Source organism: Paenibacillus sp. LjRoot56 (genome assembly GCF_964253335.1).
GTDB classification, from domain to species: domain Bacteria; phylum Bacillota; class Bacilli; order Paenibacillales; family NBRC-103111; genus Paenibacillus_E; species Paenibacillus_E allorhizoplanae.
This window is the reverse complement of the sequence record NZ_CAXURV020000008.1, coordinates 61,786-88,677: the sequence shown is the minus strand read 5'-3', so window position 1 is coordinate 88,677 and position 26,892 is coordinate 61,786. Positions and strand designations below refer to the sequence as shown.

18 protein-coding genes and 1 pseudogene are annotated in these 26,892 nt (G+C 46.4%); 17 read left to right on the top strand and 2 right to left on the bottom strand.

Annotated features, from left to right (window positions below; translation table 11 throughout):
• Nucleotides 1-9: 9 nt before the first annotated feature.
• Nucleotides 10-1,443 carry a sulfatase-like hydrolase/transferase gene (locus tag ACSQ8O_RS35895; protein WP_436245629.1) on the top strand — a complete coding sequence of 478 codons (1,434 nt, stop codon included), beginning with the start codon at nucleotides 10-12 and terminating at the stop codon, nucleotides 1,441-1,443.
• A 5-nt stretch (nucleotides 1,444-1,448) separates the two neighbouring features.
• Here ACSQ8O_RS35895 and ACSQ8O_RS35890 read toward each other — a convergent pair whose 3' ends face one another.
• Complete coding sequence (locus tag ACSQ8O_RS35890) at nucleotides 1,449-2,369, bottom strand: helix-turn-helix domain-containing protein (protein WP_436245628.1); 921 nt, start codon at nucleotides 2,367-2,369, stop codon at nucleotides 1,449-1,451.
• Between the two features lie 120 nt (nucleotides 2,370-2,489).
• Between ACSQ8O_RS35890 and ACSQ8O_RS35885 the strand changes: the two genes are divergently transcribed.
• The 3 genes and pseudogenes from ACSQ8O_RS35885 to ACSQ8O_RS35875 form a co-directional block, all read left to right on the top strand.
• Nucleotides 2,490-4,571, top strand: coding sequence for a sulfatase-like hydrolase/transferase (locus tag ACSQ8O_RS35885; RefSeq protein WP_436245627.1), 2,082 nt, complete (start codon nucleotides 2,490-2,492; stop codon nucleotides 4,569-4,571).
• Between the two features lie 58 nt (nucleotides 4,572-4,629).
• Nucleotides 4,630-7,644, top strand: coding sequence for a hypothetical protein (locus ACSQ8O_RS35880; RefSeq protein ID WP_436245626.1), 3,015 nt, complete (start codon nucleotides 4,630-4,632; stop codon nucleotides 7,642-7,644).
• Between the two features lie 107 nt (nucleotides 7,645-7,751).
• Nucleotides 7,752-7,937: pseudogene (locus ACSQ8O_RS35875) on the top strand (macrolide ABC transporter ATP-binding protein); the annotation flags it as partial.
• A 352-nt stretch (nucleotides 7,938-8,289) separates the two neighbouring features.
• Here the strand turns inward: ACSQ8O_RS35875 and ACSQ8O_RS35870 are convergent.
• Complete coding sequence (locus ACSQ8O_RS35870) at nucleotides 8,290-9,219, bottom strand: AraC family transcriptional regulator (RefSeq protein WP_436245625.1); 930 nt, start codon at nucleotides 9,217-9,219, stop codon at nucleotides 8,290-8,292.
• 170 nt (nucleotides 9,220-9,389) lie between these two features.
• Between ACSQ8O_RS35870 and ACSQ8O_RS35865 the strand changes: the two genes are divergently transcribed.
• From ACSQ8O_RS35865 to ACSQ8O_RS35805, 13 genes are all read left to right on the top strand, one after another.
• Nucleotides 9,390-11,870: a glycoside hydrolase family 38 C-terminal domain-containing protein gene (locus tag ACSQ8O_RS35865; RefSeq protein ID WP_436245624.1), complete on the top strand. Its 2,481-nt coding sequence runs from the start codon at nucleotides 9,390-9,392 to the stop codon at nucleotides 11,868-11,870.
• 285 nt (nucleotides 11,871-12,155) lie between these two features.
• Complete coding sequence (locus tag ACSQ8O_RS35860; RefSeq protein WP_056619026.1) at nucleotides 12,156-12,503, top strand: hypothetical protein; 348 nt, start codon at nucleotides 12,156-12,158, stop codon at nucleotides 12,501-12,503.
• Between the two features lie 243 nt (nucleotides 12,504-12,746).
• Nucleotides 12,747-13,856: an ABC transporter substrate-binding protein gene (locus ACSQ8O_RS35855; RefSeq protein WP_436245623.1), complete on the top strand. Its 1,110-nt coding sequence runs from the start codon at nucleotides 12,747-12,749 to the stop codon at nucleotides 13,854-13,856.
• Nucleotides 13,857-13,924: 68 nt separating this feature from the next.
• Complete coding sequence (locus ACSQ8O_RS35850; RefSeq protein ID WP_436245622.1) at nucleotides 13,925-14,857, top strand: nucleoside hydrolase; 933 nt, start codon at nucleotides 13,925-13,927, stop codon at nucleotides 14,855-14,857.
• A gap of 27 nt (nucleotides 14,858-14,884) precedes the next feature.
• Entirely contained in the window at nucleotides 14,885-15,706 is an 822-nt protein-coding gene (locus tag ACSQ8O_RS35845; RefSeq protein ID WP_436245621.1) for an ABC transporter permease, read from the top strand.
• A gap of 4 nt (nucleotides 15,707-15,710) precedes the next feature.
• The gene (locus tag ACSQ8O_RS35840; RefSeq protein WP_056619038.1) at nucleotides 15,711-16,499 is read left to right on the top strand and encodes an ABC transporter permease; all 789 of its coding nucleotides are present in this window, start codon (nucleotides 15,711-15,713) and stop codon (nucleotides 16,497-16,499) included.
• A gap of 15 nt (nucleotides 16,500-16,514) precedes the next feature.
• Nucleotides 16,515-17,576: an ABC transporter ATP-binding protein gene (locus tag ACSQ8O_RS35835; protein WP_436245620.1), complete on the top strand. Its 1,062-nt coding sequence runs from the start codon at nucleotides 16,515-16,517 to the stop codon at nucleotides 17,574-17,576.
• 21 nt (nucleotides 17,577-17,597) lie between these two features.
• Complete coding sequence (locus ACSQ8O_RS35830; protein WP_056619045.1) at nucleotides 17,598-19,307, top strand: adenine deaminase C-terminal domain-containing protein; 1,710 nt, start codon at nucleotides 17,598-17,600, stop codon at nucleotides 19,305-19,307.
• 449 nt (nucleotides 19,308-19,756) lie between these two features.
• Complete coding sequence (locus ACSQ8O_RS35825) at nucleotides 19,757-20,722, top strand: ABC transporter permease (RefSeq protein WP_436245619.1); 966 nt, start codon at nucleotides 19,757-19,759, stop codon at nucleotides 20,720-20,722.
• A complete protein-coding gene (locus ACSQ8O_RS35820) occupies nucleotides 20,716-21,642 on the top strand; it encodes a carbohydrate ABC transporter permease (protein WP_436245618.1) in 927 nt (308 codons plus the stop codon). The genes ACSQ8O_RS35825 and ACSQ8O_RS35820 overlap by 7 nt, the downstream gene beginning before the upstream one ends.
• Before the next feature lie 89 nt (nucleotides 21,643-21,731).
• Nucleotides 21,732-23,327, top strand: a complete 1,596-nt coding sequence (locus ACSQ8O_RS35815) for an extracellular solute-binding protein (RefSeq protein ID WP_436245617.1) — start codon at nucleotides 21,732-21,734, stop codon at nucleotides 23,325-23,327.
• Nucleotides 23,328-23,402: 75 nt separating this feature from the next.
• Nucleotides 23,403-25,769 (top strand): helix-turn-helix domain-containing protein, encoded by a 2,367-nt coding sequence (locus tag ACSQ8O_RS35810; protein ID WP_436245616.1) that lies wholly within the window; start codon nucleotides 23,403-23,405, stop codon nucleotides 25,767-25,769.
• Nucleotides 25,770-25,789: 20 nt separating this feature from the next.
• The gene (locus ACSQ8O_RS35805) at nucleotides 25,790-26,887 is read left to right on the top strand and encodes a TolB family protein (RefSeq protein WP_436245615.1); all 1,098 of its coding nucleotides are present in this window, start codon (nucleotides 25,790-25,792) and stop codon (nucleotides 26,885-26,887) included.
• Nucleotides 26,888-26,892 lie beyond the last annotated feature (5 nt).

The window sequence follows — 26,892 nt, the reverse complement described above, 5'->3', positions numbered from 1 at the left end:
GTAAAGGATATGGCTTCTTCAAGACCGCATATTGTACTGATCACCATGGACGAGTTGAGGAAGGACGCATTGAGCTGCTATGGCAACGAAGCGATCACGACAACACATCTGGATGCATTGGCTTCAGAAGCTATCCAATTCCAACGCGCTTACACAGCGAGTCCGTGGTGCATGCCCTCCCGCTGTGCTCTGGTGACAGGAAAACTGCCTCATAACAGTGGTGCATATAGTAATTTTCGCAAATGTGAACTAGGCACAGAAATTCCTAACTTATTTCAGGAGTTGAAAAGAAGCGGGTATCACACTTCAGTACATGGGAAATGCCACTTCTCCCCCGTGCCCTATGGAGAGACGAGACCTGACCTCACATTGCCCTATGAGACGTTCCGAGACTATTACTTGTCCCTTGGCATAGATCATCTGGATTTACAGGACGACAAGCAGGTATCTGTGTGGTTCTATGATGATTACGCAAAGGAGCTGGATGCAGCTGGCTATCTAGATGCTTATAGGAGGGATACGTGGGATTCGAATAAAGCCAAAGTATTTCCGTTCCCTGGTCCAGAGGAATGGCATCCCGACAGCTGGGTGGGGCGCAAGGCGGTAGAATACATCGAAGGTTATTCGGAAGAAGAACCATTGTTATTTTGGGTATCGTTCAGCGGGCCGCATTACCCATTTGATCCGCCTGCTGTCTATTTTGATCGTGTGGATATGAGTAGGGATAAACGGATGGTTAGACGGGATCATGAATTCGAAGACACAACCCGAATCCACCATAAAAGCTACTACGGGGATGGGCGAGGCATCGCCGATGGCTCTTACAGCGCACCGGATTATGCACAGCAAAACTACAACGATGCCTATTGGCATCAGCTTCGAAAAAGCTATTATGCGAATATTGCTCAGATTGATGACCAGATCGGGCTCATTTTAGAGGCGGTAAGAAGGCGCTGGGGCAATAACGTGCTCATTATCTTCACGGCGGACCACGGTGAGATGCTTGGTAATCATGGGATATGGGGAAAAGGGGACTGCGGATATGAAGACGTGCTTAACGTACCGTTACTCGTACAGTATCCTGGGGAAAACACGCATCAGAGCACGGATGCAATGGTCATGCTGACCGATATCATGGCAACTTGCCTGAAGTCGGCTGATGCACCTCCAATTGCTACGGATGGTCGCGATTTTAAAGAAGGGATAGAAGCAGGTGGATACAACTATGTGGTCAGCGAGGGAGAGGGCTTCCTAACGATAAGCAATGGGCGTATCAAATATATTCATGTAGCTAAAAACGGGCGTGAACATGAAGAATTGTTCGATTTGGTGAAGGACCCTGAAGAGTTTGAGAACGTAGTGTCCTATCCTGCATATGTGCATGAATTGGCAGAGCTCCGCAGAGTTGCCATCCAGATGTTTATGAAGAAGCTGCTAGCGTGAATGGATTAATGCCCTTTCCCCGGATTTTGAAATTGTTTCCTATAATCTCGTGGGCTGAGTCCTTCCAACTTCGAGAAATGGCGACTGAATTTACTTGTGTTATCAAAGCCAACCCGGCGCGCAATCTCTCCGAGACTGTTCTCACTATCCAACAATAGCTCTCTCGCATGCTTGATCCTAGCCTTGAGGACGTATTCCATAGGTGAATTGCCGAACGCTTTGCGGAACAGAAGGCGGAGGTGACTCTCACTCACATAGGCGACAGCAGCTAGATGCGAAGGAGTTAAATGACCTCCAATATTTCTATGGATATATTCGCAAACCTCTCTTAGGCGCTTATCCGTTTGTATTGGTTGCTCCGGCAAAAGGGAACTGACTAGTCGGCATAGCTGGAGAAACCACTCATAAAACAAACGCTGCACATCGAGCAACTCGATGGTTTGAAGTGTAGACAGCTCCGAAGTAAACTCTGTCACATCTTTATTCCATTGACTATCCAACTGCATACTCTCCAACAATTGGTCGGATTGCTTTAGAAGATGATAAGTGCGCTCTACAACCTGAAGCCAAATTTCTTGCTCTTCTATTTGATAAACAACGGGCATGGCATACAATTTGACAAAATCCAGGGAGCCAACATGAATATCAGCTGCTAACGTAATGTAGTGAAAATCACTATTGGAGGCTTTCTCTTGAAATCCAATGCGAGATGTAAGAGGTGGGATAATAACAATATCGCCTGATTTTAGTTCGTAAAGGACTTCGCCAATCTGCACCTTTTTCTGCCCTTCTAGAATGACCCAGATGACAGTAGAGGGGAAGCTGGCTTTGAAAAGTTCATGCTCAGGTGGGAGCTTCCACTCATAAATCCATTTGAGTGTTAAACGCAGCTCGTTTAATTGTTTAATCTTAGTCAAATATCCCAACGTAAACACCCCATCTATCGACTGTGTATGAACCTTACATCCCTATATGAAAGTATAAGCAATGTTACATGATTCGACAATACCGTCAATTGAGAGTTTAGGTTTAATGTGGTATGAAAAATGATTGATATTTGGAGGGTGATGATTATTACGAATAATGTAAACTGGAACATCATTGCAAAGACTGTTTTTGTTGCAACCGGGGCAGCGATTCTCATGGGAATGTCCAATTCTCCCAAAGTGAATGCTGCGCCAAATGTGATTCTAATCTATGCAGATGATTTGGGATATGGGGATACAACACTGACGAATCCGACTTCTGTATCTCCCACCCCTTATATGAAATCCATCGCTGATAATGGAGCGATATTTACTGCAGGTTATGTGGCTTCTCCAGTATGCGCAGCGTCAAGGTCCGCTCTTATGTCGGGGCGCTATCCGGCGCGATTCGGTTTTGACAGCAACTTTTTGGCGAGGGAGTATCCAGAGAATAATACGACGTACTCTATCGCAAGCATATTGAAAGATATCAACACGGTAAACTATAAAACAATGACGATAGGCAAATGGGATATGGGGAGTACGAACACACTGATGCCTATCTCCCGAGGCTTCGACAACTTCTATGGTATTCCGGGCGGTATCAGCAGTTATTATCCAACCGATGGTACTGCCCCCTCCGATGCAACGTTTATTAGCGGCGGGAATGTGGTTACAAGTTCCAACGTGGTGACGAACCAAAATTTGAGCGTGAAGGAATATGACACTGCCACCTCCTCCTATTTCACCAGAACTCCACAAAACAATTTGACCGATGTCTTTACAAACAAGGCTGTTAATTACATCCAGAGCAATGGAGGCCAGTCGCAGGACCCATTCTTCTTATACTTGGCTTATAATGGACCGCACGTACCGCTTCAGGTACCTTACAGTTACTATTCGACTTATGCCAATCGAACTGACCTTACCAATGAAGAGAAAATCTACCAAGCAATGGTTGATCATCTCGATGACAGTATTGGTCAGGTACTGGGTGCCCTTGGGTCTCATACCGATTATAAGTGGAATAATACGATGGTTATTTTCGTTTCCGATAATGGGCCGGAAATCGGATCTTCAGGTAACCTGCAGGGCGGCAAACACGGTGTATTTGAAGGTGGCATCCGTGAGCCGTTTGCCATCCAATGGCCTAATCAATACACCAACACTGGTGCAGTGATCAATCAAATGGTAAGCACACAGGACTTGCTGACTACAATTGCGAGAGCAGCAGGCTCTACGGCAAACATACCGGCACCAGCAAGCAGGGATTTAACCCCTTTGATTAAAGGAACAGATACGACGAATCCTCATGACTATTTATATTGGAAATATGTAAACGAGGATGGTAATGATCGTACAGATCAAGTACAACTGGCGGTCAATAATGGAACCTACAAGTATATTAGGACGATAGACCCTGACACTACAGTAAATGAGTACTTGTATAATACGACAGAAGCTAATCCGGAGGAGCCTGGGGACAACAAGATTAATGATAGTGCATTGGCTGCGACCAAATCCTCTCTGATAGCAGCTCTTAACACATGGAACGCGAATAATCCATTAAATGAAAACTTCAATGATGACGATTCGGGTCCGACTTATGGTTATGCACAAGGATGGTTTTCTTACAATAAGGATGAGGATTCACCTAATCCGGATTGGAAGGTCAATAGCAGTCAGCAATTCGAGGGAACAGGAAAAGGAGGTATTCGATCCGTTCAGGTTGGTTCGTATTTCAACAATTTTATTTATGATGCAGATGTAAAGCTGATGACTGGAGGAAAGGCGGGGCTACTGTTTAGAAGCTCCAACCATGGGGATGGGGCCTATATGTTCAAAGGTTACCTGGCTCAAATTGAATCAGGCGATGTCTTCCGACTCATTCGAATGGATGCTAATGGGACTGCCGGTACCACGCTTGCAGAGAAAACAACGAATTTAACAATCAATACCAATCAAATGTATCATATTAAAATTAATGCGAACGGAGCATCGATTACGGCTACCTTAACCAATTCTAGTGGTGCAACCCTGGGCACTATTCAGGCTACCGACAACACTTATAGTGAAGGATTAGTCGGGCTTCGGGTAGGTAGTCCAAATAGCACAACAGATGCAACTGGTATATTTGACAACATTTCAGTTCAATCTCAATAGTAGGACTGTGCGAGACTGGGAATTGTTTCGGATGATTAAATAATAATGGAGGATAATTATGATTAAAAAGATAGCTATTTGTTCCTTACTGATAACTTTGTCGGTGCAGTCCTCCATAAGCGTTATTCCTGGTTTGGAAGTTGCGCACGCTGCTAACCCTACAGCCACCATCAATTACAGCACAAGTTCTGAAACGCAGTTTACGAAAGGGTTTAGGGGATACAATAGCCCAACGCAAAAAGGTGCAATGTCGTACATGGATGATGATTATATCAATGAGGTCAAAAATGCGGAAGTCGGATGGGTTCGTTATGGCGCTGGTACGGTCGTCGGCAATTATAACTGGAAGTTGGGTGAGGTAGACGATGAATCAGTTGCGCAGTATAAGGAATCCGACAAGCAATATTTCGATTTTACTCGGTTCAGCAGGTACACATACGCTAAGGGAAAAGAGCATATAAAGGATTTCTATGAGTCATCACGTAAAATTGGAGCGAAATTGATTTTTACAGTCAACACGTTTACAGAGAGGCCTGAAGATATTGCCGATTTGGCCAAATACGTAAAGGATAATAACATACAGGTTGAGTACTGGCAGTTGGGCAATGAGCCTTACTATTTCCGATATATTGGTGATCTAAATGCATCTCCTAAATTTTATAATGGTACCAATGATTACTTAAATAAAGCTAAGGCGTATAATGATGCGATCAAAGGCGTGCTTCCGAGTGCAAAGACATTAGTCTATTACACGCCAGATCCAACTGATTCGGAAAATAATGCCTTTAACACGTACGAAGCCAATCACAGTGGACATTTCTGGGATGGCATTACGTTCCACCAGTATAATGGGGACGACCCGCAAACAAAAAGCTTGACTAAGGCAATCCAAAATACGAACACGTATTTGAACATATGGGAAAATCGTCTGAACACCTACGAGAACAAGAGCTGGGGCTCTGCTCCTATTGTTGTCACCGAGTATGGAGTCGGTATTGGGGGCGTATTGGAAAATTCCCACTACGCTGGTATGTTTGTTGCGGAATCCGCCGTACGAGCCAGTAAAAACACAAATGTGAAATATATGGGCGGATATCGCATTTATCAGGGCCTTGTCAGCACAGGGAATGAGAGCGCCGATGAGCTTGATGATGTCTACCAAAAGGGGCTGACAGAGGATACAACAACATGGAATTTTGACGTGTTCAACCGTGCACCTGCGTTAGACCTTAAAGTGGTTGACCATGCCATCAATAGCAGTTCCAGCTTATGGCAGACGACAGTGACAGGTGGGTTGACGGTTGTGACAGACGATTCCAATGATTCGGATATGCCTGCTATCTATTCGCAAGCCTACAAAGGGGATGACGGTAAGAACTATGTCGTCATCTTCAATAAGTCAGCAACTGCGCACGATGTGACCATTCAGCAGAACGGCACGGCAATAAGCGGAACGCTGACAAAAACGTATGTGTCGGCAGCCTCAGACGCACAGAACACGGCCGCTAACAAGACGAATGTTCAAATTCAATCGGGAACGACAACCAATCTGGTAACCGTGCCCGGGTACACAGTCATGCGAGTAGAGTGGACCAGTGCCCGCGCTGCTGTAGTTCAACCAACCACCCTGAGTCATGCGCAAGTAACAGGCGACGGTTCGGTTTCCCTTAGATGGTGGCCGCTGGATGGCGTAAGCAACTACAAAGTACAATATGGCACATCGCCTGGCAGCTATACCAACACGATTGCAGTAACGGGAGATACAACGACGATTACAGGTCTAACTGGTGGTCCATACTACTTCACGGTATATCCAGGAACGTCCAGCACTGTATTATCCAATGAGGTTAAAGTAACACTTGCCGCACCAGCAACTCCTGTTGTTACGAGGCTGTATCCTAAGCAAAGTGGCGAAATAGCATTCGAATGGCAGAGTGTACCAGGGGCAAGAGGCTATAATGTCAAATATGGCACAAGTTCGAGTTATACTACCACGATCGATGTGGGTAATGTGAACGGGTATAAGCTCACTGGGCTAAACAATAATACGACCTATCATGTTGCGGTTAGTGCTTACAATGGTACGACAAATACATCGAACGGTTCAATTAGCGGACAAAGTGCTAATTCCGCGGATCAAACGGTTGTCACCAAATCGAATATGCCGTATGCGCCAAATGATTTACGCATTCAATCATCGGGGGCAAGCTCTATCACATTAGAATGGGATGCATCGTATCAGGAAACGATCTATGATGGTTTTGAAGATGGTAGTGAAACGGATTCCATCAAGGACAACATTAATGACAAGGACGATGTCTGGACGAAACCTTCGGGAACTTTTTCGGTTGTAGCACATCCGACAAGAAGTAGTTCGAAAGTTTACCAATCCGGGATATCAGCATCCGAATTGTCGATAGCGGGCAACGCGAATTGGGGTAATTACGATGTCGAAGCGAAAGTAGAGGCTGGAACCTGGTCTAGCTTAGCAGGAGTTGCTGTTCGTTCGGATGCAGCAGGGAACAATTATTACCGGCTTGGTCTTGCGAGTGCCGATTGCTCCGGCTCAACCGCATCTGGTCAGCAGTATATTAAGCTTCAAAAAGTTGTTAACGGCAGTCCTGCCGGTGATTTGGTATGTAAGTCCATCGCGGATATTGATGACGAGTATATCGGTGTTACGCTGACGAAAGCAACTTTAAGCTTAAAGGTGAATGGCTCTTCACTTGTAGGCATGTTGAATGAAGATGTCATCAGTGATCCTGTAACCGACACCTCTTTTACGCAAGGATATGCTGGAGTTTTCAGCAAGAACCAACAGACCATGTTCGATCAATTCATTCTACGCAAATCAAATTTGCCAACCGGTAATTACAAAGTATATCGTTCTTCAGGGGCATCGAATATTTATCCGGGTCCGGGGACGCTTAGGGGGACGGTATCTGCAGCTCCATTCTATGAATTTACGGATACCGGCTTAACAGCAGGAACGCAATATTATTACAGAGTGGTTGGATCGAATACAGATGGGGATAGTAGTAGCACTTCAAATATTGTGCCGTATAAGCCTTAATAAAGGAAATCACTTAATTATAAACAGCGGGTAATTTAGGAGTTTATTTTCACATCCTAGGCTCCGCTGTTTTAAATTTACGTTGCTTCGTGACCACAACCTCAAAAAATCCGCCGATTATTTTGGCGGATGAGCCTACTGGGGCGCTGGACTCGAAGACTGGCGTAGAGATCATGGATATTTTCAGGTTAAATGAGCAGGGGCGGACGATTATTGTGATTACGCATGATCAGCAGTTCGGGGAGCAGGGGAAGCGGGTTGTGAGGTTTCGGGATGGGCAGTTAGTTAATTGAAACGTACAATAATAGTAATAATGATCGGCCTTACGATAAAACGTAAGGCTTTTGTTCTTTTTATAATGTAGAATGATTTTTTCGGGACTTTGAGGAACTTCAGGAATGATATGCTTGTATATTAAAGTAAATTCAAATCATTGCAAGAGTGAAATTTTGCGAGGAGACTTAGAGAAAGAACTAATGGGACTTTGTGAGTTTCGTCCACTATTCTATTATTTTTTGAGACATTTTATTAGATAGCCGCGATATTCCCTAAAGGTTTATAATTGCTGACTTGAAAGTCCGGGCCCTTAATACGGATAAGCGGACAGTGAAATAACTATATTCATATTCATAAAAAAAGCCTAACTCAACTATGAGTTAGGCCTTTTTCTTTACCTATATCTCTATATTCTTTCGGGCTCATCCCGTAATTCTTTTTAAATAAACGACTATAATACGATAAACTTGATAGCCCAGTTATATACGCAATTTCTTGTATTGGCTGGTCCGTGCATCGTAGCAATTCTAGCGAGCGTTCCAAACGAATCTGACTCATACGATCCATGATGGTATGACCGCTCAATTTTTTGTATTTTCGGGCCAAATGACCGTAGCTCATATGAAGGGATGCAGCTAGTCGATGAACATCTACTTCGTAGGTTTGATCATCGTTTAAATAAATTTCAACCTTACGGAGCAAAGCGTGATCAGAATTGGTGTCGGTTTCAATCCACCGCTTTCTTTCCGGCGACAACTCTGTTATAGAAAAAATAACTTGCACAATTTGCAGCAAAACAGCAATGGATGAGCCGTTCAACTTAGCATTTTCAAAGCACGTCATAAGAAGCTGACCTAGTCCAAACTCATCAGTGTAAACGCCAGGTTTCCAACTTGATAGGACGTTGAGTTGTTCGTATGTTGAGATCGTATTCGCCGGTTTATCCTCCGTGCTACTATCCACCTTCCACCTTAAACAGACGCCCTTATGTGGATCATTGGGTTCATAGGTATGAGCATGTTCCATACCCGGAGGAATGAGGAAAAACTCACCTGCGTGAATATCCAACATCGATGCGCCGAAGCTCGTTTGCATATGTCCCTCATACACGTAATTGAGCTCATACCACGTGTGGAGGTGCGGTGGGCACTGAGCGAATCCCGCAGGTACTTCTAGTAAAAGATCAATGATTTCAACGGCTGCATCATTGAGCCTTAGGTTTCCACTAAGCATAGTTTGATAAGGTTGGACGCCCAGAAAAAGTATTTCATGCGGATGACGTGGGTTCAATAGACTCATTAAGATCACCTTTACGAAAAGTTAGGATGCATGTTCTTAGTATAGCACAGCCTTCTTTGCATGTTATTTTTGTTCAAAAACGTGTGATTCCAGTGAATATACGTGGGGGGTAGATTTTGAGAAAATGGTAGCAGATGACATCGATTCATGATCAAAGAGGAGAGATAAACATGCGAAAGCTACATTTATTAAGCAATGCGCATTTGGACCCCGTATGGCAATGGGAGTGGGAAGAAGGGGCTGCAGCTGCGGTATCAACTTTTCGGGCTGCTGCCGCTTTTTGTGAAGAATATGAGGGGTACGTATTCAACCATAATGAAGCGCTGCTATATAAATGGATTGAGGAGTACGAGCCTTCTTTATTCCGTAAAATACAGGGGTTGGTACAAGCAGGTAAGTGGCACATCATGGGTGGGTGGTATTTACAACCTGATTGTAACATGCCTTCCGGAGAGTCGATAGTGAGGCAGATTTTGCTTGGGCGGACTTTTTTCAAAGACAAATTTGGTGTGAGTTCAACCACAGCTATCAATTTTGATTCCTTCGGGCACTCGAGAGGTCTTGTACAGCTCATTCGAAAAGCAGGATTCGATTCCTATTTATTCATGCGCCCTGAGGATCGTGTTGCGGGCCCAGCACAAGAGTTCGCCTGGGTCGGGTTCGATGGCTCTGAAGTACTTGCCCATCAAATTCAAGACGGTTATAACACGCTGCTTGGTCAAGCACATATCAAGGTGGAAGAGAGAATTAATAAGCAAACAACTCAGGAATTTGAGCTTGTGCTTTGGGGCGTCGGCAATCACGGTGGTGGACCTTCACGCCTAGATCTAAACCGAATAGGCGCCTTAATTGAGTCAACGAAAGGTAATGTAGAGGTCTTACATTCAACACCAGAGGCTTACTTTGCAGATCTCTCTAAGAAAGGGGATGCTCTGCCCCGCCATGAACGAGATTTGAATCCACGCTTTGTTGGTTGCTACACCTCTATGATCCGAATTAAACAAAAGCATCGTCATCTGGAGAATGAGCTGTACCAAACGGAAAAAATGTTATCATCTGCTGCTTTGCAAGGATATCTTCGCTATCCCAAAGAAGAGCTTAATGAGGCGTTCCATGATCTGATGGTAGCTGAATTCCATGACATTTTGCCTGGAACCTCAATTCAACCTGCAGAAGAAGCTTCCCTTCGTCTGATGGATCATGGTTTGGAAATTGCATCAAGGCTGAAAGCTCGAGCATTCTTCGCCTTATCGAGCGGGCAACGGGAAGCAGGAGAAGGGGAGTATCCGATACTCGTCTACAACCCGCATCCTTATCCCGTTCGGGGAGTGTTTGAATGTGAATTTATGCTTGCGGATCAGAACTGGCAGGATCAATTCTCGATGCCTGTCGTATATCAAGATGGCATGCGTATTCCATCACAAGCGGAGAAGGAACATAGCAATCTAAATTTGGACTGGCGAAAAAGGGTTGTGTTCGAAGCTCAATTATCGCCTTCCACCATGAACCGATTCGATTGTCGGATTGAATTACTGCCTTCGAAGCCTAAACCGCAGGTGGTGCTCGAAGGCGGTGATATTCATTTCCGAACACCGTCACTAAACATAGTTATTAATACGCAAACAGGGTTGATGGATCAGTACATCGTTAAGGGTATCCCTTATCTTAAAGTGGGAGCTTTTCAACCATTGGCCATTACTGACAATGGGGATCCTTGGCGGATGGACACCGATGGGTTTGAGAACGTGAAGGGGGCATTTCGTCTGATGTCACCCGAAGAGGGAACGGCATTCTCGGGTATCACAGAAGGAACTCTGCCTTCTGTAAGGGTAATTGAAGACGGTGAAGTACGTACCGTAATTGAATCGCTGTTGATGTATGCTCATTCCGCGGTCGTTATCACGTATAAGCTACCCAAAAATGGGACGGAGATAGAGATCCATGTGCGTGTATTTTGGCAAGAGAAGGACACGATGCTGAAACTCGCCATTCCAACCGTACTTGATGAGGGCATATATGCAGGACAGACGATCTTTGGTGTGCAGTCTCTTGAAACGGATGGAACGGAAGTAGTTGCACAAAAATGGACAGCTCTCATGTCCGAAACTGACAATGTCGCTATTACTCTGATCAATGATGGGATCTATGGATCGGATTGTTCAAATGGCGTAATAAGACCCTCCTTATTACGAGGGGCGGCTTACACCGCTCATCCAATTCTTGATCGACCATTGATGCCAAATGATCGTTTCTCACCGCGAATCGATCAAGGTGAACGAATGTTCAGATTCTGGTTGAATGCCGGCCCCAAATCGGAAAGACTCAGATGCATTGACCGCGAGGCGCTTCAATGGAATGAAAAACCGTATGCACTTTCGTTCTTCCCCCACGGGGAAGGGCAGATACCTGCTACAGCGGTCCAACTTGATGATGATGTGATCCAAATGACGGCTTTCAAGCGAGCCGAACAAGGAGAAGATACGTATATCTTGCGATTATTCGAGCCAACTGGGCTAGCGAGATCAACTGTGGTTAGGCTTCCGAGTATGGACTTGGAAATACGCCTTGAGTTTAATGGTTTTGAGGTAAAGACATGTAAGCTTGATAAGCGAATGAGAACAATAATTGAATATGAGTTAATGGAAGAATAAACCTAGAGTAGCGGCAGTATAGAGCCGTTGATTCTATGGGAAAACAACATTGTGGAGCGCAAGATTGCCGATTCATAAAGAAAATCACAAAATCAAATCGTTAATTCTTACAAAGCATGAGAGATATTTCGGGAAATTGGCATATTTCTAAGTGATGTACTCTTTATTATTAGTCAATATAGATAAAAAGGCGAACGATTTGCTTGATTAATTCAGTAATCCTATGTATTATTAAGATAGATTTGAAAGCATAAAAGTCAATAATCGTTCTTGAAGGTGATTTCAATGTCCCAATCAGATTCTAATGAGTACAAGAAGAAGCTGTGTCACCTATATAACGAGATTTCTAAAGAATTGTTCGGCTTTGGAACCACTTTACTGAAGGTATCGCTGGATCAGAACATCATTACTTTTCATGCAAAGCATCGACGTTCCCCCCGTTCTACCGCGCTTGAAGGCGAGGCGCCGACTTTGAAACACGAAGTGGATTTCTATATGTCTTCGATATATAAGAAAAGAATCCGCGAGAAGTTGGAACAAGAGATGGGATTATCGATGGATGCGGTATTAAGAGATTATGATCCGCCAACGCAATGGGCAATTACGAACATCATTCTTAAACAAACCGAATAGCTTAGACCACGGTGTTTCACTTTTGATCTATCTTAAGTGGAAACCGCATGTATATCCGTAGATGTCTCTTTACATTGTTTACGATGAAAAGTGCTCTTGATTAGAAGATTTCTTCTATCAAGGGCACTTTTCTGTTTATTATTGCTTTTGCGCATAGATATGAAGTCAAGGGTAGCATACTAGTAAAAATTGACAAGGGTTTGACGCTTCAAAATATAGATATACAAACTTGGGAGGTTATTCATGATGAAAAAAAGAATGCTTCATAGCCTTATTTCGCTGTCCGTGGTAGGTCTAGCTCTCACAGGATGCGGCGCAGCTCCGTCCAAAGATCAGGGGACTGCAAGTGCAAGTCCAGCTTCAACGGCACCGACGGCAACAGCCAAAGGAGCGCCTACCGAATTAGTCATTTCTACATGGGGCTTCTCGGATGACTTCTTCAAGAAAGAAGTATATGCGCCGTTTGAGAAAGAGCACAACGTCAAGATCGTTCTGGAGATTGGCAACAACTCGGAGCGTCTGAACAAAGTGAAGCAAGGCAGCAGTTCCAAAGTGGATCTTATCTATTTATCCGATTACTATGCACAGCAAGGTATTGAAGCTGGACTCTTTGAAAAGATTGATCGCACCCGTATTCCGAATTTGAAAGACATCTACGATTTGGCAAAGGCTCCGCTTGGTGAAGACTATGGTCCTGCCTATACGATTGGTCGGTTGGGAATCGCCTATAATCCGAAGGCGACAAGTAAAGAAATCAAGTCGTGGAGCGACTTATGGAGTCCTGAGCTTGCGAAGAAACTGACATTGCCAAGCATCACGTCGACAACAGGTCCAATGATCCTTGATGCGGCATCGGTCGTTGCAGGCAACACAACGTTCAATGCGGATCAAGCATTCGCCAAGGTGAAAGAACTAAATAAAGGCGTCGTCAAATACTACGGCCAAACTTCCGAATTCGTGAATATGTTCGCGCAAGGGGAAATTGCCGCTGGGCCAATCATGGAAATGTATGTGAAGGATCTGAAAACGGCTGTACCGGAAACGAAGTTTGTTTCCCCGACTGAAGGGGCATACGCTGTCATGAATACGGTTAACGTGATCAAAGGAAGTAAAAATAAGCAGTTGGCTGAAGATTTTATCAACTGGCATTTGAGCAAAGAAGTCCAAGAAAAATCAGCAAAGTCCAAAATCGATTCACCTGTGAATACAACACTTCAGCTCTCGGCTGATGAAGCGCAAGGTATTACTTATGGAACAGAAGTCGTAAGCAAGCTTCGCAAATTGGACATGAAATTCGTGAATCAAAACCTTAAAGGTTGGATTGACCGCTGGAATAAAGAAGTCACTCAATAGTTGAAATTGAACAAGGGTATATGATTGTGAATATACCCTTGTCTGTATGAAATGGAAGGGGGTTTATCATGACAAAGAAGGTCATCCTTGATGTAGATACAGGCGTAGACGATGCGCTTGGCATTTTGCTGGCTGTAGGCAGCGGGGAAATGGAAGTGCTAGGTATCACTACGGTGAACGGCAATGTGTCACTTGACCAAGCGACCCTAAATACCTGCAAAGTCTTGCAGCTGCTGGGAATGGAGCAGCAGATTCCAGTCATTAAAGGAGCGAATAAGCCTCTGCTGCGCACGACTTATTTTGAACATCGCGTTCACGGCAAGGACGGACTTGGCGGAGCTTTAAGCGATATGCAGGTTCACATGTACGCGGCTGAGGGACATGCAGTCGATTTCATCATTGAGCAAGTGAAGCAGCACACAGGTGAAGTCACGCTTATTATGACCGCGCCGCTGACGAATCTGGCCATGGCTGTTATGAAATATCCGGACTTGGTTCATCATGTCAGCGAAGTAGTTGTAATGGGCGGCGTTGTCCAAGGTTTCGGGAATGTGACGCCGACAGCGGAGTATAACATGTACGTCGATCCAGAAGCAGCGAAGATCGTGCTGCATGCGGGATTCCCGGCCATAACGCTAGTAGGCTTGGATGTGACCCGGAAGGCGCTGCTGACAGAAGAACATATCCGCTCGCTCGGAGATACGCCGATTGGCCGCTATGTCAAGGAAAGCACAGCGGATTACATGCAACGTTATCAAGAGCGCAACGGTGTACGGGCTTGCGCCCTTCACGACCCGCTCGCAGTCGGGGTGGCGCTGAATAAAGAGCTCGTTACCACTCGCCATTATTACGTAGATGTAGAAACCCGAAGTGAGCTGTGCGACGGGCAAACGGTCTGTGATTTCCAGAACCGATTAGCTAAGCCTGCTAATGTCCATGTGTGTATGGAAGTGTCCGCCGAAGCTTTTCTAGACCAATTTATCCGCGCATTGCGCGCCTAGCGAACCCAGGAACAGGAGTAAAGCTACATGAAAAAAACGTATTTATATTTACTATTGCTGCCGGGATTACTGTTCCTGATGGTTTTCATGGTGGTTCCGATCCTTCTTACGATAGGTTCAACCTTTTTCAATAAAGGCAGCTTCACATTAGCTGGTTACTGGAGCTTCTTCAGGGATCCTTATTTTCTGAAAATTTTATGGACGACCCTGCGTGTTAGTGTGGTCACAACCTTGCTATGCATCGTGGTGGGCTTCCCGGTTGCCTATTTCATCTCCAAGCAAAGCCCAAGGCAGAAGGCGATTCTGCTTGCCTTAGCGATTTTTCCGCTGCTCACCAGCTCTGTTGTTAGGTCATTCAGTTGGATGATTATTTTGGGCAAAAAGGGGCTGCTGAATAATGCGTTGATCGCTATTGGCTTGATCAAGGAGCCGCTCGATATCTTGTACACGCCTGCTGCGATGATGATCGGTCTGGTCCATTTATTCCTGCCGCTCATTATTATTACCTTGGTCGGTGTTCTTGAGAATATAGATCCGGATCTGCTGAAAGCGGCGGAAAGCTTGGGAGCGGGTCGCTTCAAAGCTTTCGTCAAAGTCATCGTGCCGCTTAGCGTACCCGGATTAATCATAGGAAGTATTCTAGTCTTCGTAGGCAGTCTGACGGCCTATACGACACCGGCTTTGCTCGGAGGCAAGCAGCGGGTTATCTCCACATTCCTATATCAGAACGCGATTACGCTGAATGATTGGTATCTTGCCTCCGTTATTGCGGTCATTATGATTGTGATTACGTTTGTGGTCATCGCGCTGATGAACAAACTGGCTGTTAAATTAAATCCGAAGGGGTAGAAATATGCGGGAGAAGAACCGAGGGCTGGCCGTATTTACGCTTCTTGTCTATCTATTTTTGCTCGGGCCGCTCGTCATCATTGCATTTGCATCTTTTGAGCCAGGGAGTATCTTGAAATTCCCACCGACAGGCTTCTCTTTAAAATGGTACCGTAACATCCTGGACGTCAAGATGTTCATGTCGACGTTCAGCACTTCCATCATCGTATCGCTGCTGGGTAATTTATTTGCGCTGCTGCTGGGGATTCCTGCCGCTTACGCATTAAGCCGATTTACGTTCAAAGGGAAGGAAGCGCTCAATGCGATCTTCATTTCCCCTGTGCTAATTCCTGGTATTGTGCTTGGTTTTACGATGCTCAAGTACCTGATCGTGGTATACCACCTACCGATATATGCGGCGCTGCTGGTTGGACATACAGTCATCATGCTGCCTTTTATCATTCGAGTAATTGCTTCAAGCTTATCGAATTTCGATTTTGCGATTGAAGAAGCCGCGTTAAGCTTGGGTAGCAGCCACTTGAAGACCTTCTTTAAAGTCGTACTGCCAAATATCAAATCCGGGATTATTGCGGCAATTTTGATTGCATTCTTGGAATCTTTTAATAATGTGGACATTTCAGTCTTTATGACGGGGCCTGGTGTCAGTACACTGCCTATTCAGATGCTGACTTATGTGGAGAATCATTTTGATCCGACAATTGCTGCTATTTCTGTACTGCTGATGCTGTTCACAGCTGTACTTATGTTCATCATTGAACGGTTGATGGGTTTATCCTATTTCACCAAACGATAACGGAGGCTTGTAATCATGGCATTGCTATCACTGGAAAAAATTTCGGTTGCCTATGACCAGCACTATATTCTGCAGGATTTTAACCTAAGTGTTGAAAAAGGAAGCTTGATCTCGCTGCTTGGTCCTAGCGGATGCGGGAAAACGACAACCTTGCGGCTTATAGCAGGATTCATCGAGGCGAAATCAGGCACTTTCTCTTTGAATGGAAAAGATTATACGCGTGTTCCTGTGAATAAACGCAATTTTGGCTTCGTTTTCCAGAGCTATGCGTTATTCCCTCATTTGTCGATTTACGATAATGTGGCTTTCGGCCTGCGCTTGCGTAAAGTGAGTGGGGCGGAGCTAGATCGCCGCGTGCGTCACATTCTCGATGTCGTCAGCTTATCCGGCTTCGAGAAGCGTTACCCTAAAGAGCTGTCGGGCGGTCAAAGACAGCGCGTCGCGATTGCGAGGGCGCTCGTCATCGAGCCGGAACTGCTGCTCTTCGACGAGCCGCTGAGCAATTTGGATGCGAATCTGCGCGTCAACATGCGGGTGGAGATCCGCCGTATCCAGCAAGAGCTAGGCATTACGACGGTATATGTATCGCATGATCAGGAAGAGTGCTTCTCGATCTCCGATAAAGTAGCGATCATGAATAAAGGGATTATCGAGCAGCTAGGCGCCCCGGCGACGATATTCAAATATCCGAAGACGGAGTTCGTGGCGCGGTTTATCGGGTTTACGAATTTTATCATCTTCGAGTCACGATTTGATAGCAGTGAAGAGATTGCCCTCAAGGTGAAAGATTATATGTTCGCTGTAACCAAGCATGCGAGTAAAGGCGAACAGCTAGGCAAGCAAGGAGCTATTCGTCCGGACGATGTCGTGATGGGAACCCTAGATGAGCTGGAGGCAGGGGCCAATCGCGTGAGCGGCCGCGTCAAGGTTAGCACGTTCCTCGGGCGAAGCTATCAGTATGTGATTGAAACGGAACTTGGTTCCTTCACCGTGAATAAAGAGATGGAGCTTCCTTACGCGAATGGGCAAGAGGTTCGGCTTCATTTTCCAGGTGAGAAATTAGTAATCGTTGAGTAGTGGACTTGGAGGTGAAGACAGATGCGCATTGATGTACTGATTGAAAATGTTCATATTTATAACAGTTATTTTAAAACATTTATCCATGGCAATGCAGCCATACTGGACGGTAAATTTTTATATATTGGCAAAAGAGGATCGGAAAGTTTCGAAGCCTCGGAACGTTTGGACGGAAACGGCCGTTACATGATTCCAGGTCTTATCGATATCCATTTGCATATTGAAAGCACGATGGTGACACCGGAGACGTTCTCCTACGGACTCATCCGTAATGGGGTCACAACCATTGTGCCCGAACCTCACGAGATTGCCAACGTCTTCGGACTGGATGGAGTCAAGCAGTTTATGAAAGCAAGTCAGGATACTGTCGCGGACATGTTCTATGCGATCCCGAGCTCGGTTCCAGCGACATCCATGGAAACGACAGGCGGCGAGATTCATATCGCCGATTTGGACGAGCTGTTACGTACGGAACGGATCATCTGTCTGGGTGAAATCATGAATTTCGTTGATGTTATTACAGACCCCGATTGCAAAACAAATCAAATCATCAACCATGTCCGTGCCAACTATCCGCATCTCATTATTGAAGGGCATGTGCCTAAGCTGTTGGATTTGGACCTGCACAGGATGATTTACAGCGGTGTCGATTCGGATCATACGCATCAATCGATTGAGGGCATGGAAGCCCGGATCGCTGCGGGCATGTTCATCGAAATTCAAGAGAAATCAATGACGGATGAAGTTATGGCTTATTTAATCCATCATGATGTATCCGAGCATTATTGTTTCGTTACCGATGATGTGATGGCTGACTCCTTCCAGCGCCGCGGGCACTTGAATCATATTGTGCGCAAAGCAATCGGCATGGGTATGAAGCCCGAGCAGGCCATTTATGCCAGCACACTCTCTCCAGCCAAGCGGATGCGGATGTATGACCGCGGGGTAATCGCCCCTGGCAAGATAGGCGATTTCCTGCTGCTTTCCAATCTAGAACAGCTAACGATTGAGCAGGTTTTCAAGGCGGGGCGTAAAGTTTACGATGTGGACAAGGCTTATATACCAATCATCAAGCCTCCGGCTTTTCCTGCGCATTATTATCAGAGCGTGCAGATGGCGCCTTTAAAGGAAGCGGATTTTGTTGTCAGTATAGAAGAAGCTGACGCTGTTTATACGTGCCGCAAGATGATGGTGAAGGATGGTTCTACATTCACAGAAGAACAGCACGCTCAGGTTGAAGTTCGGCAAGGGAAGCTGCTATGGCAGGAAAGCGGCAGCGCACTCATTGCTACGTTCGAACGCTACGGGAAGAATGGCAATCGCGCCTACGGATTGATTGGCGGCGATACGATCAAGCGGGGAGCCATCGCGACGACGTACTCCCACGACAATCATAACTTGCTCGTTGTCGGGCACAATCCCGGCGATATGCAGCTTGCCGCTAACGAAGTGATTAACAATCAAGGCGGTTTCAGCGTCGTGGAAGACGGCAAAGTGATCGCGAACCTCAGGCTGCCAGTGGGCGGCATCTTAACGGAAGAGCCGCTGGAGCAGGTAGCCATGGAAGTTGAACAGCTCCGCAAAGCGATGGAATCGCTGGGCTACAAGCATTATAATCCCATCATGTCCATCAGTACGCACTCCCTACCGGTAAGTCCGGCTTTGAAAATTACGGACTTCGGTTTAATCGATGTGAATCAGGGCAAGGTAGTCCCACTTATTATTCAATAGAGCAAATGATCAAGGAAAATAAAAATCGTTAGTGGATGTTTACTTTTGTGAACATTCACTTTTTTAATTTCTACGGGGTAATTTAATTAGTATTGAATTTTATATCGGGTGGTAATGTCTTCTAGTCGATGATTGCAACGGATTTTTCTTATCTTCATTTCCCTATTCAGATGTCCCCAAAAAGTTAGAGACTCCTGTAAGTTGCAAGAAATTCGACAACACAGTAATCCATGAGAAATGGATGTCCGCAAAGCCGTTTTTCCCAGCCCGTGCGCCCAGCGCCCGGGCTTTTATCATGAAAAGAATAGGAGCGCAAAAATTGTGTAGCCCTCAAAGCATGAGAAGCGGGGAACCTCAAAAAGTGAGACTTTCTATATAAAACTACGGTTGGTATGGTGGGTTCAAGCCGAATCACAACAGGCTAACAACAGAAAGGAAGGTGACCATACATGATTTCACAACCAATCGTCAAAGCCGGAATCCGTGAAAGCGCTGAAGGGAAAGCTTCACGAAGATCGTTATGGAGGGATCTGAAGCGCAGGCCGTTTCTGTATTTGCTGCTTGTCCCCGTTATCGCTTACTTCATTGTATTTAAGTACTTCCCCTTATACGGGGAAATCATTGCATTTAAGGAGTTTCGGCTAGCTGACGGCATTTGGGGCAGTAAATGGGTGGGATTGGAGCAGTTCAATCGGTTGCTGCACAGCAGTGATTTGTTCAAGATTGTTCGCAACACGCTCCTATTAAATCTATACGGACTGTGCATTGGCTTCCCAGTGCCGATCGTGCTCGCCATCATGCTTAACGAGGTGCGAGTGGAGTGGTATAAGCGAGTTGTGCAGAATCTCCTGTATTTACCTCATTTTTTATCGTGGATTATTCTTGGTACGATCGTCATCGGATTACTTTCCCCTGGCAGTGGTTTTATCAATTATATCCTGAAGGCGTTCGGGATTGAGCCGATCTATTTCATGGGAAACACCTTTTGGTGGCCCCTTGTCTATGTGTTTTCCGGCATATGGCGGGATGCAGGTTTCAGTACCATTCTTTATTTGGCGGCCATGTCGAGTATTGATCCGCATCTGTATGAAGCAGCACGTATAGACGGCGGCGGCAAGTTGCGACAAATATGGCATGTGACGCTTCCTGGCATCCGAAGCACAATTGCACTCATGCTTGTTCTGCAAATGGGCCGTATGTTCGACGTTGGCTTCGAGCACGTCTGGGTGCTGACTAATCCAATGGTGACCAGCGTTTCCGACGTGATGAGTACTTACATTTACAGACTCGGCCTCATCAACCTGCAATATAGCTACACAACCGCGATTGGATTGGTTCAATCCCTCGTCGGCTTGGTACTCGTGCTATCGGTGAACCGCATCATTCGGTCGATGGGAGAGCGTGCGTTATGGTAGCAAAGGTTGCGGCTAGTGGCAAATTCAATAATCGAAAGGAGGGGCTGCGGATGGCCGTTTGGAAAGAGCGCGTGCCCCGCTTAATACTCTATCTCTTCTTAGCAATATGCACGTTCTCGACGTTATTTCCGTTTCTGAATGTACTGGCTGTTTCCCTTAGCTCGGGCGAAGCCATACGTGCCGGTAATGTTTCGATATGGCCACGACAGTTTACATGGGATGCCTATCGCAATTTGATCGATGACGGGCAGCTATTCGTAGCGATGAAAAACACGGTAGTGATGACCGTTGTCGGCACCACGCTGAACATGCTGGTTACGATCATGGCAGCTTATCCGTTGTCCAAAGTGGATTTGCGCGGACGAGGAGCAGTCCTTGGCATGATAATTTTTACAATGCTTTTCAGTGGAGGGCTAATCCCTCAGTTTCTACTCATCAAAAGCTTGGGACTAATGAATACGTATTGGTCGCTTTGGCTGCCTGGCCTTCTCAGTACGTACAATTTCTTCGTCCTCAAAACCTTCTTCGAAGGTTTGCCGAGTGAGCTTGAAGAGTCGGCATCCATCGATGGGGCGAAGGACTGGGTCGTGCTTGTGCGTATCGTTCTTCCGCTGGCACTTCCTGTTATCGCAGCATTGACTCTTTTCTACGCGGTGGGATGGTGGAATGCTTATTACAACGTACTTATCTTTATTAAAAGCTCAACGGAAATGTCTCTGATGGTGAAGCTCTATCAGATGATTGACAACCTCGATCCAGCGCTATTGATCGGGGACTCGACAGACGGGAACAATGCGCTGCCGCCGGAAGGTGTGCGTGCGGGAGCCGCTATGCTAGCTTCGCTGCCGATTCTGATCATTTATCCGTTTCTGCAAAAATATTTTGTGAAAGGCGTTTTAATGGGCTCTGTTAAAGGCTAGCTTGTTTAACGTCAAACGTCAGTTATTAGTTCCGTTCATAATGGCGCTAGCGCCTTGTGATATAATTATTCCATGTGGGAGGTCATCGTATGAAGAGAACAAAAAGATGGGTGTTAGGTTCAACGATTTTGGCAATGACGCTGGGAGCGGCTTTAACCGGCTGTGCGAAAACCGAGGAAGGAGCGAGCGGCAGTCCAGCTCCGTCAGCAACAGGTAAGGTGGAAGACAAATACGATAAGTTGCCGAAGGCCGTTAGTGTTACGATGTATGACCGCGGTGCCGTAGCAGCAGAAGAGGGCTCCTACGAACAGAATCGCTGGACCAAGTGGATTCAGGAACAATCGGGCGTCCAGGTCAAATATGTGCCGGTTCCCCGCAACCAGGCGCAGGATAAGCTGAATACGCTGATTGCTTCTGGCGAAGCTCCGGATCTGATCTGGGATTTTGACCGTAATTATATCGGTACGCTCGTCACACAAGGTGTCATTCAGCCTATTGACGATTACATAGACAAATACAGCACGGTACTGAAGAAGTATATTAACGAGAATCCTGATTTGAAGCCGTTGATGATGTTCGATGGCAAAATATACGGGATAACGACAAAACGGCCGCTGAACAACTTGGCTAACGCTGGCATGTGGATTAGGCAGGATTGGCTGGACAAGGTTGGCATGAAGGCTCCAACGACAGAGGAAGAGTTTTTTGCAGTGACGAAAGCCTTCAAGGAGAAAGGTTTATCCGGGAATACGAACGCACCTGTCGTTTCGATGTTTGTTTGGCCTAACGTGATCTCCGGCCTGTATGCGACGCATAGCACGCAATGGTATCTCGAAGGGGGCAAAATGATCAATGCCAGATTCGTGGATCGCAACGTTGGAGCTATTTCATTCGAAAGAAAGCTGTATGAGAATGGGTATATCGATAAGGAGTACTTGACGGATAAGAACAGTCAGAAGATGATGACGGACTGGGCGCAAGGCAAGTCGGGCATCTTGATCGGCACTGTTGGCAGCGGTATTGACAGCTACATGAAGGATTTGATGAAGAACGTTCCCGATGCGAATCCGGTCCCGCTGGCTGCTTTTTCAACAAAGTACGGGAAATTTGGCGTATACCAGGAAACTGATGCTAATATTTTCGTAGCTTTCAATAAGGATATGAAAAATCCGAAAGCAGCGATTCAATATCTTGACTGGTTGCTCGATAAAGGCTGGTACGCACTGAAAAACGGTGTGGAGAACACGCATTACAAATTGGTAAGCGGCGTCCCTCAGGTGATAGACGCGGATAAATTTAAGAAAGAAGTCGCCTACGCAAGTGAGTATGCGATTGTAAAAGACGATGCAAAGACGTTTAAGCCGGAGGATTTGATTATAAAAGCCGCTCAGGATCCGCTTTCACAGCGCTGGGCGAAATTGAATGTTCAAGCAATTACTACAGCGCTTAGCGTGCCGTTCCGACGTGATATGCCTTATGTGCCGAGTCTGCCGGAAATCAATAATGTGTTTGCTAGCGTTGGGCCTAAGCTGGATGAGATCCGCACGAGAGCGATCATCAAAGGTGACATTACGCCGGAGCAGGCGCTTGATATGATGCGAAAAGAGTACAAAAGCGCTGGTGGAGACAAGGCAGATCAAGGCGCACAAGAATGGTACGAAAAGAATAAAACGAATTTCAAATAATTTGATGTGGGAATGAATGTGGCCTTCTAGGTCCCGTTGAATCCTTATTTATTGATAACTCGAGGGGGCAGAGGCATGTTCTGGCGACAAAAGAGAAGCCGTTCGAAGCGTGCAATGTCGATTATTTTGCTTTTTTTAAGCTTATGCATAGTTTCGACGGCAGGCCTGTCTTATTTCATCACGACCGATCATCTTCAGGCAGAAGTCGAGCAAACGAACATCTCGCTGCTCCACGAGGTAAATAGTAAACTGCTGTTGGTGTTGAAGGCGATCGACTCGGAAACGATGCAATTTTTGCGCAGCCGTGATATGAGGACGTTTATGGAGGACGACGCTGCTGATCAGCAGGATACCATCAATATTAACAACCGAATCGGCGATATGCTGCTGAGCAATGACACCATTTTTTCAATCGATTTGTATTCTTATGCGAAGAAGCGATGGTCGCAAACGAACCCGTTTCAGACGCCGGAGCCAGGCCCCGATTATCAATGGATTAGTGCGTTCGAACGTTACAAAGGCTTTTATCAGTGGATAGGCACACGAAAACTGTCCATCGATGAGTCGGGTAAAATTCGGCACAACGTCATGACGCTCATTCGCTCCTATCCGCTTACACATGGGGAAGGATACAGGAAAGGAGCGGTTGCTTTCAATGTCGATGAGCGTTCCATTTATAATTTGATTAAAAATGCGATTGATCCTTCTCTCGGCTATTTATTTCTGGCTGATGCGGAAGGAACGATTCTCAGTCATGCAGATAAATCGTTGATCGGCACGCAAACAGGCGAATTGCTTTGGTCGAAACAAATGAACGAGCGGGATGAAGGGCAGTTCCGTTCGAAAATAAACGGGATCAACAGAACCATCTTTTATATGAAGAGTCCGTATACGGGCTGGGAAATCATAAGTGTCGTGTCCGATTCTGAGCTCAGCAAGCCGCTGGTCCAGGTGCGAAATACCTTGTTTGGAATTTCGATCATTCTTCTGCTTCTAGCAAGCGGCATGGCGGTGGTATTAAACAGCTGGATGTTCCGGCCGGTGAATCGAGTCCTCTCGAATGTGACGAAACAACTTCAAGCGTATGGCGGATATGAAAGAAAAAGTGAGCATATGGCAGACGACGAATTCAGCGGCATCGAAGTATCCTTATCGTACATTTTGGCAGACAGCAATCGCATGTACAGGCAAATGAGGGAAACACAACCGGTTATCAAATGGCGACTTGTGATGGATGCGCTGATCGGCGCGCGTAAAAATCCGGGCGAGCTGTTGCCTAGTCTTGCAGCGATCGGATTTCCGCTGCATGCGATGCAATATATCGTGATGGCAGCTGAGTTCGATGGAAAATCGGGGATTGCGACTCCGCAGGATCTTCATTTATATAGCTACGCGCTCTGCAATGTGGCGGAGGAGATCATCAACACCGAGTACCGAGGGATCGCCATTGAAGCGCGGGATGGCATGGTCGTTATCGTGCTCAGCTTTGACGATGGGTACGGGGAAGCGAATCTACTGCGGGCGCTGGCGGTTTCTGAGTTGATCAAGAGCTATGTGGAAGAACAATTCAAACAGACGATTTCGATTGGACTAGGCCGCATGACGCAAGATTTGGGCGCGCTTCAGCATTCGTATCACGACGCGATGTCGGCACTGTCGTACAAAATGATTCTCGGCGGCAACACGATTATCTCCAGTGAAGATATTCGCGAGCCCGCGAGCGGGGAGTTTATGCGCTTGCTTGGCATGGCGGATGGGATCGTTGACTCGCTGCGGCTGACAGATAGCGAGAAGATGACGAAGCAGACGGACCGTTGGTTCGGTGAGATGGCTGGTAGCGGCGCTGCCCCGGATATGATTCGGCAGCTTGTTGTGCATTTTATGATGAAGGCAGCCAAAGCCGTAGGCGAGATCGATCCGGCACTGCTCGAGGAGGCGCCTTCACATCGGCTATTCGATCTGCTGAGTCAGTACGAAAGTATCCATGAGTTGTCGGAATACGTCATCGAGCAGCTTGGCCAATATGCAGAGCTAATTGAGGAGAGAAGAAGCAATCGAGAGCGAAACGACGTTGTCGAGCGCATGACCGCTTTTATTGACGCGCACTATATGCACAGCGATTTATCATTGAATTATTTGGCAAGCGAATTCAAGCTGAGCGCGTCGCATGTTAGCCGTATTTTCAAGGAGCAAACGGAAAGAAATTTCATCGATTATCTAATGGATATTCGTATGAGGAAGGCAAAGGAACTGCTAGCCGGTACCGATATGTTGATCCGTGATGTATCGGGGGCGGTCGGCTACTCGAACGTCAACAGCTTCGTACGGATTTTCAAGAAAAGTACTGGCTTTATCCCGGGTGAATATCGGGAGCGGGAGCAAGCGTCCCTAAGAGAAGCCGATGGTGCTGATGATACCGACGAAGCTGATGATGCCGAATAAGAATGCAACAGGAGGTATGGATGATGCTGAGGCATTCATCGTTTACAGATACAATCACAGGACTGCCGATTCTTGCAATTGGGTCCGAAGGGGGCGATACGGGACATCATTATTATACGGCGATGTCTTGGTTGTCGAACAGCCGCCATGTGATCGTACACACGGATATGGACCGGGAGACATGGACAGGTAACATCGTGCGTTTCGATACGGAAACGGGGGATGTGCAGTTGTTGGAGGAAAGCCTGAAATGGGGACGCGGGGTCGTTTCGTGTGATGATATCTTGTATCTATTTGACAAGAATGAGTTGTATGCAAATGATGCGTGGACCGGGGAACGGCGTACGATTTGCAAGCTGGAAGAGCATTGCGCGTTCTATGGGCCCCTATCGATTACGAATGATGGCAAGGTGCTTGGCGTCTACTGGAAGGAGCAGCTTCGTCCATCCGAGGATGCTGCATCTCGGGAGGCCGATTGGGTGATCGGCACTGTCCATGCGGCGAGCGGGGAGGTGCGCGAAGTAGCCCGTCCGCGTTTTGACGAGCCTTATCCGGTGGCGAATCATGCCATGATCAATCCTGTTGATCCGGGGCAGATATTCTTCTCGCATGAGGGTGCTACGGAGCAAATTCCGGATCGGCTCTGGGTGGTCGATACGCGAACCGGAGAGATGCGCAACCTCTTTTCGCAGAAGAAAGAGGAGAGCGGATTGCCAGTCGAATATGTTGGGCACGAAATGTGGGCGTTCGACGGCAGTGGCCTGTACTTCGTGAAGTATCCGCATAGTCCGGATAAACCGACAGGCGTATATTTCGTGGATCACCGGGGCGAGCGGCACGAGTTCATTAACGGCGATTACAGATATTGGCATGTCGGCATCAGTCCTGACGGTCGATATGCGGTCGCGGATACGCAGGAACCCGGTATTTCCAAAATCGTGCTCATCAACACGGCTACGAAACAGTCCGAGCTGCTCTGCGAGCTTCCTTGCCGTGGGATGCATCCTGGACACCCGCATCCATCCTTTAGTCCAGACAGCCGTAAGGTTACCTTCACATTTTCGGATGAGCAAGATCGGCTCCATGTCGGGATTATGGACATTGGCGACCGATTGTAACTAGG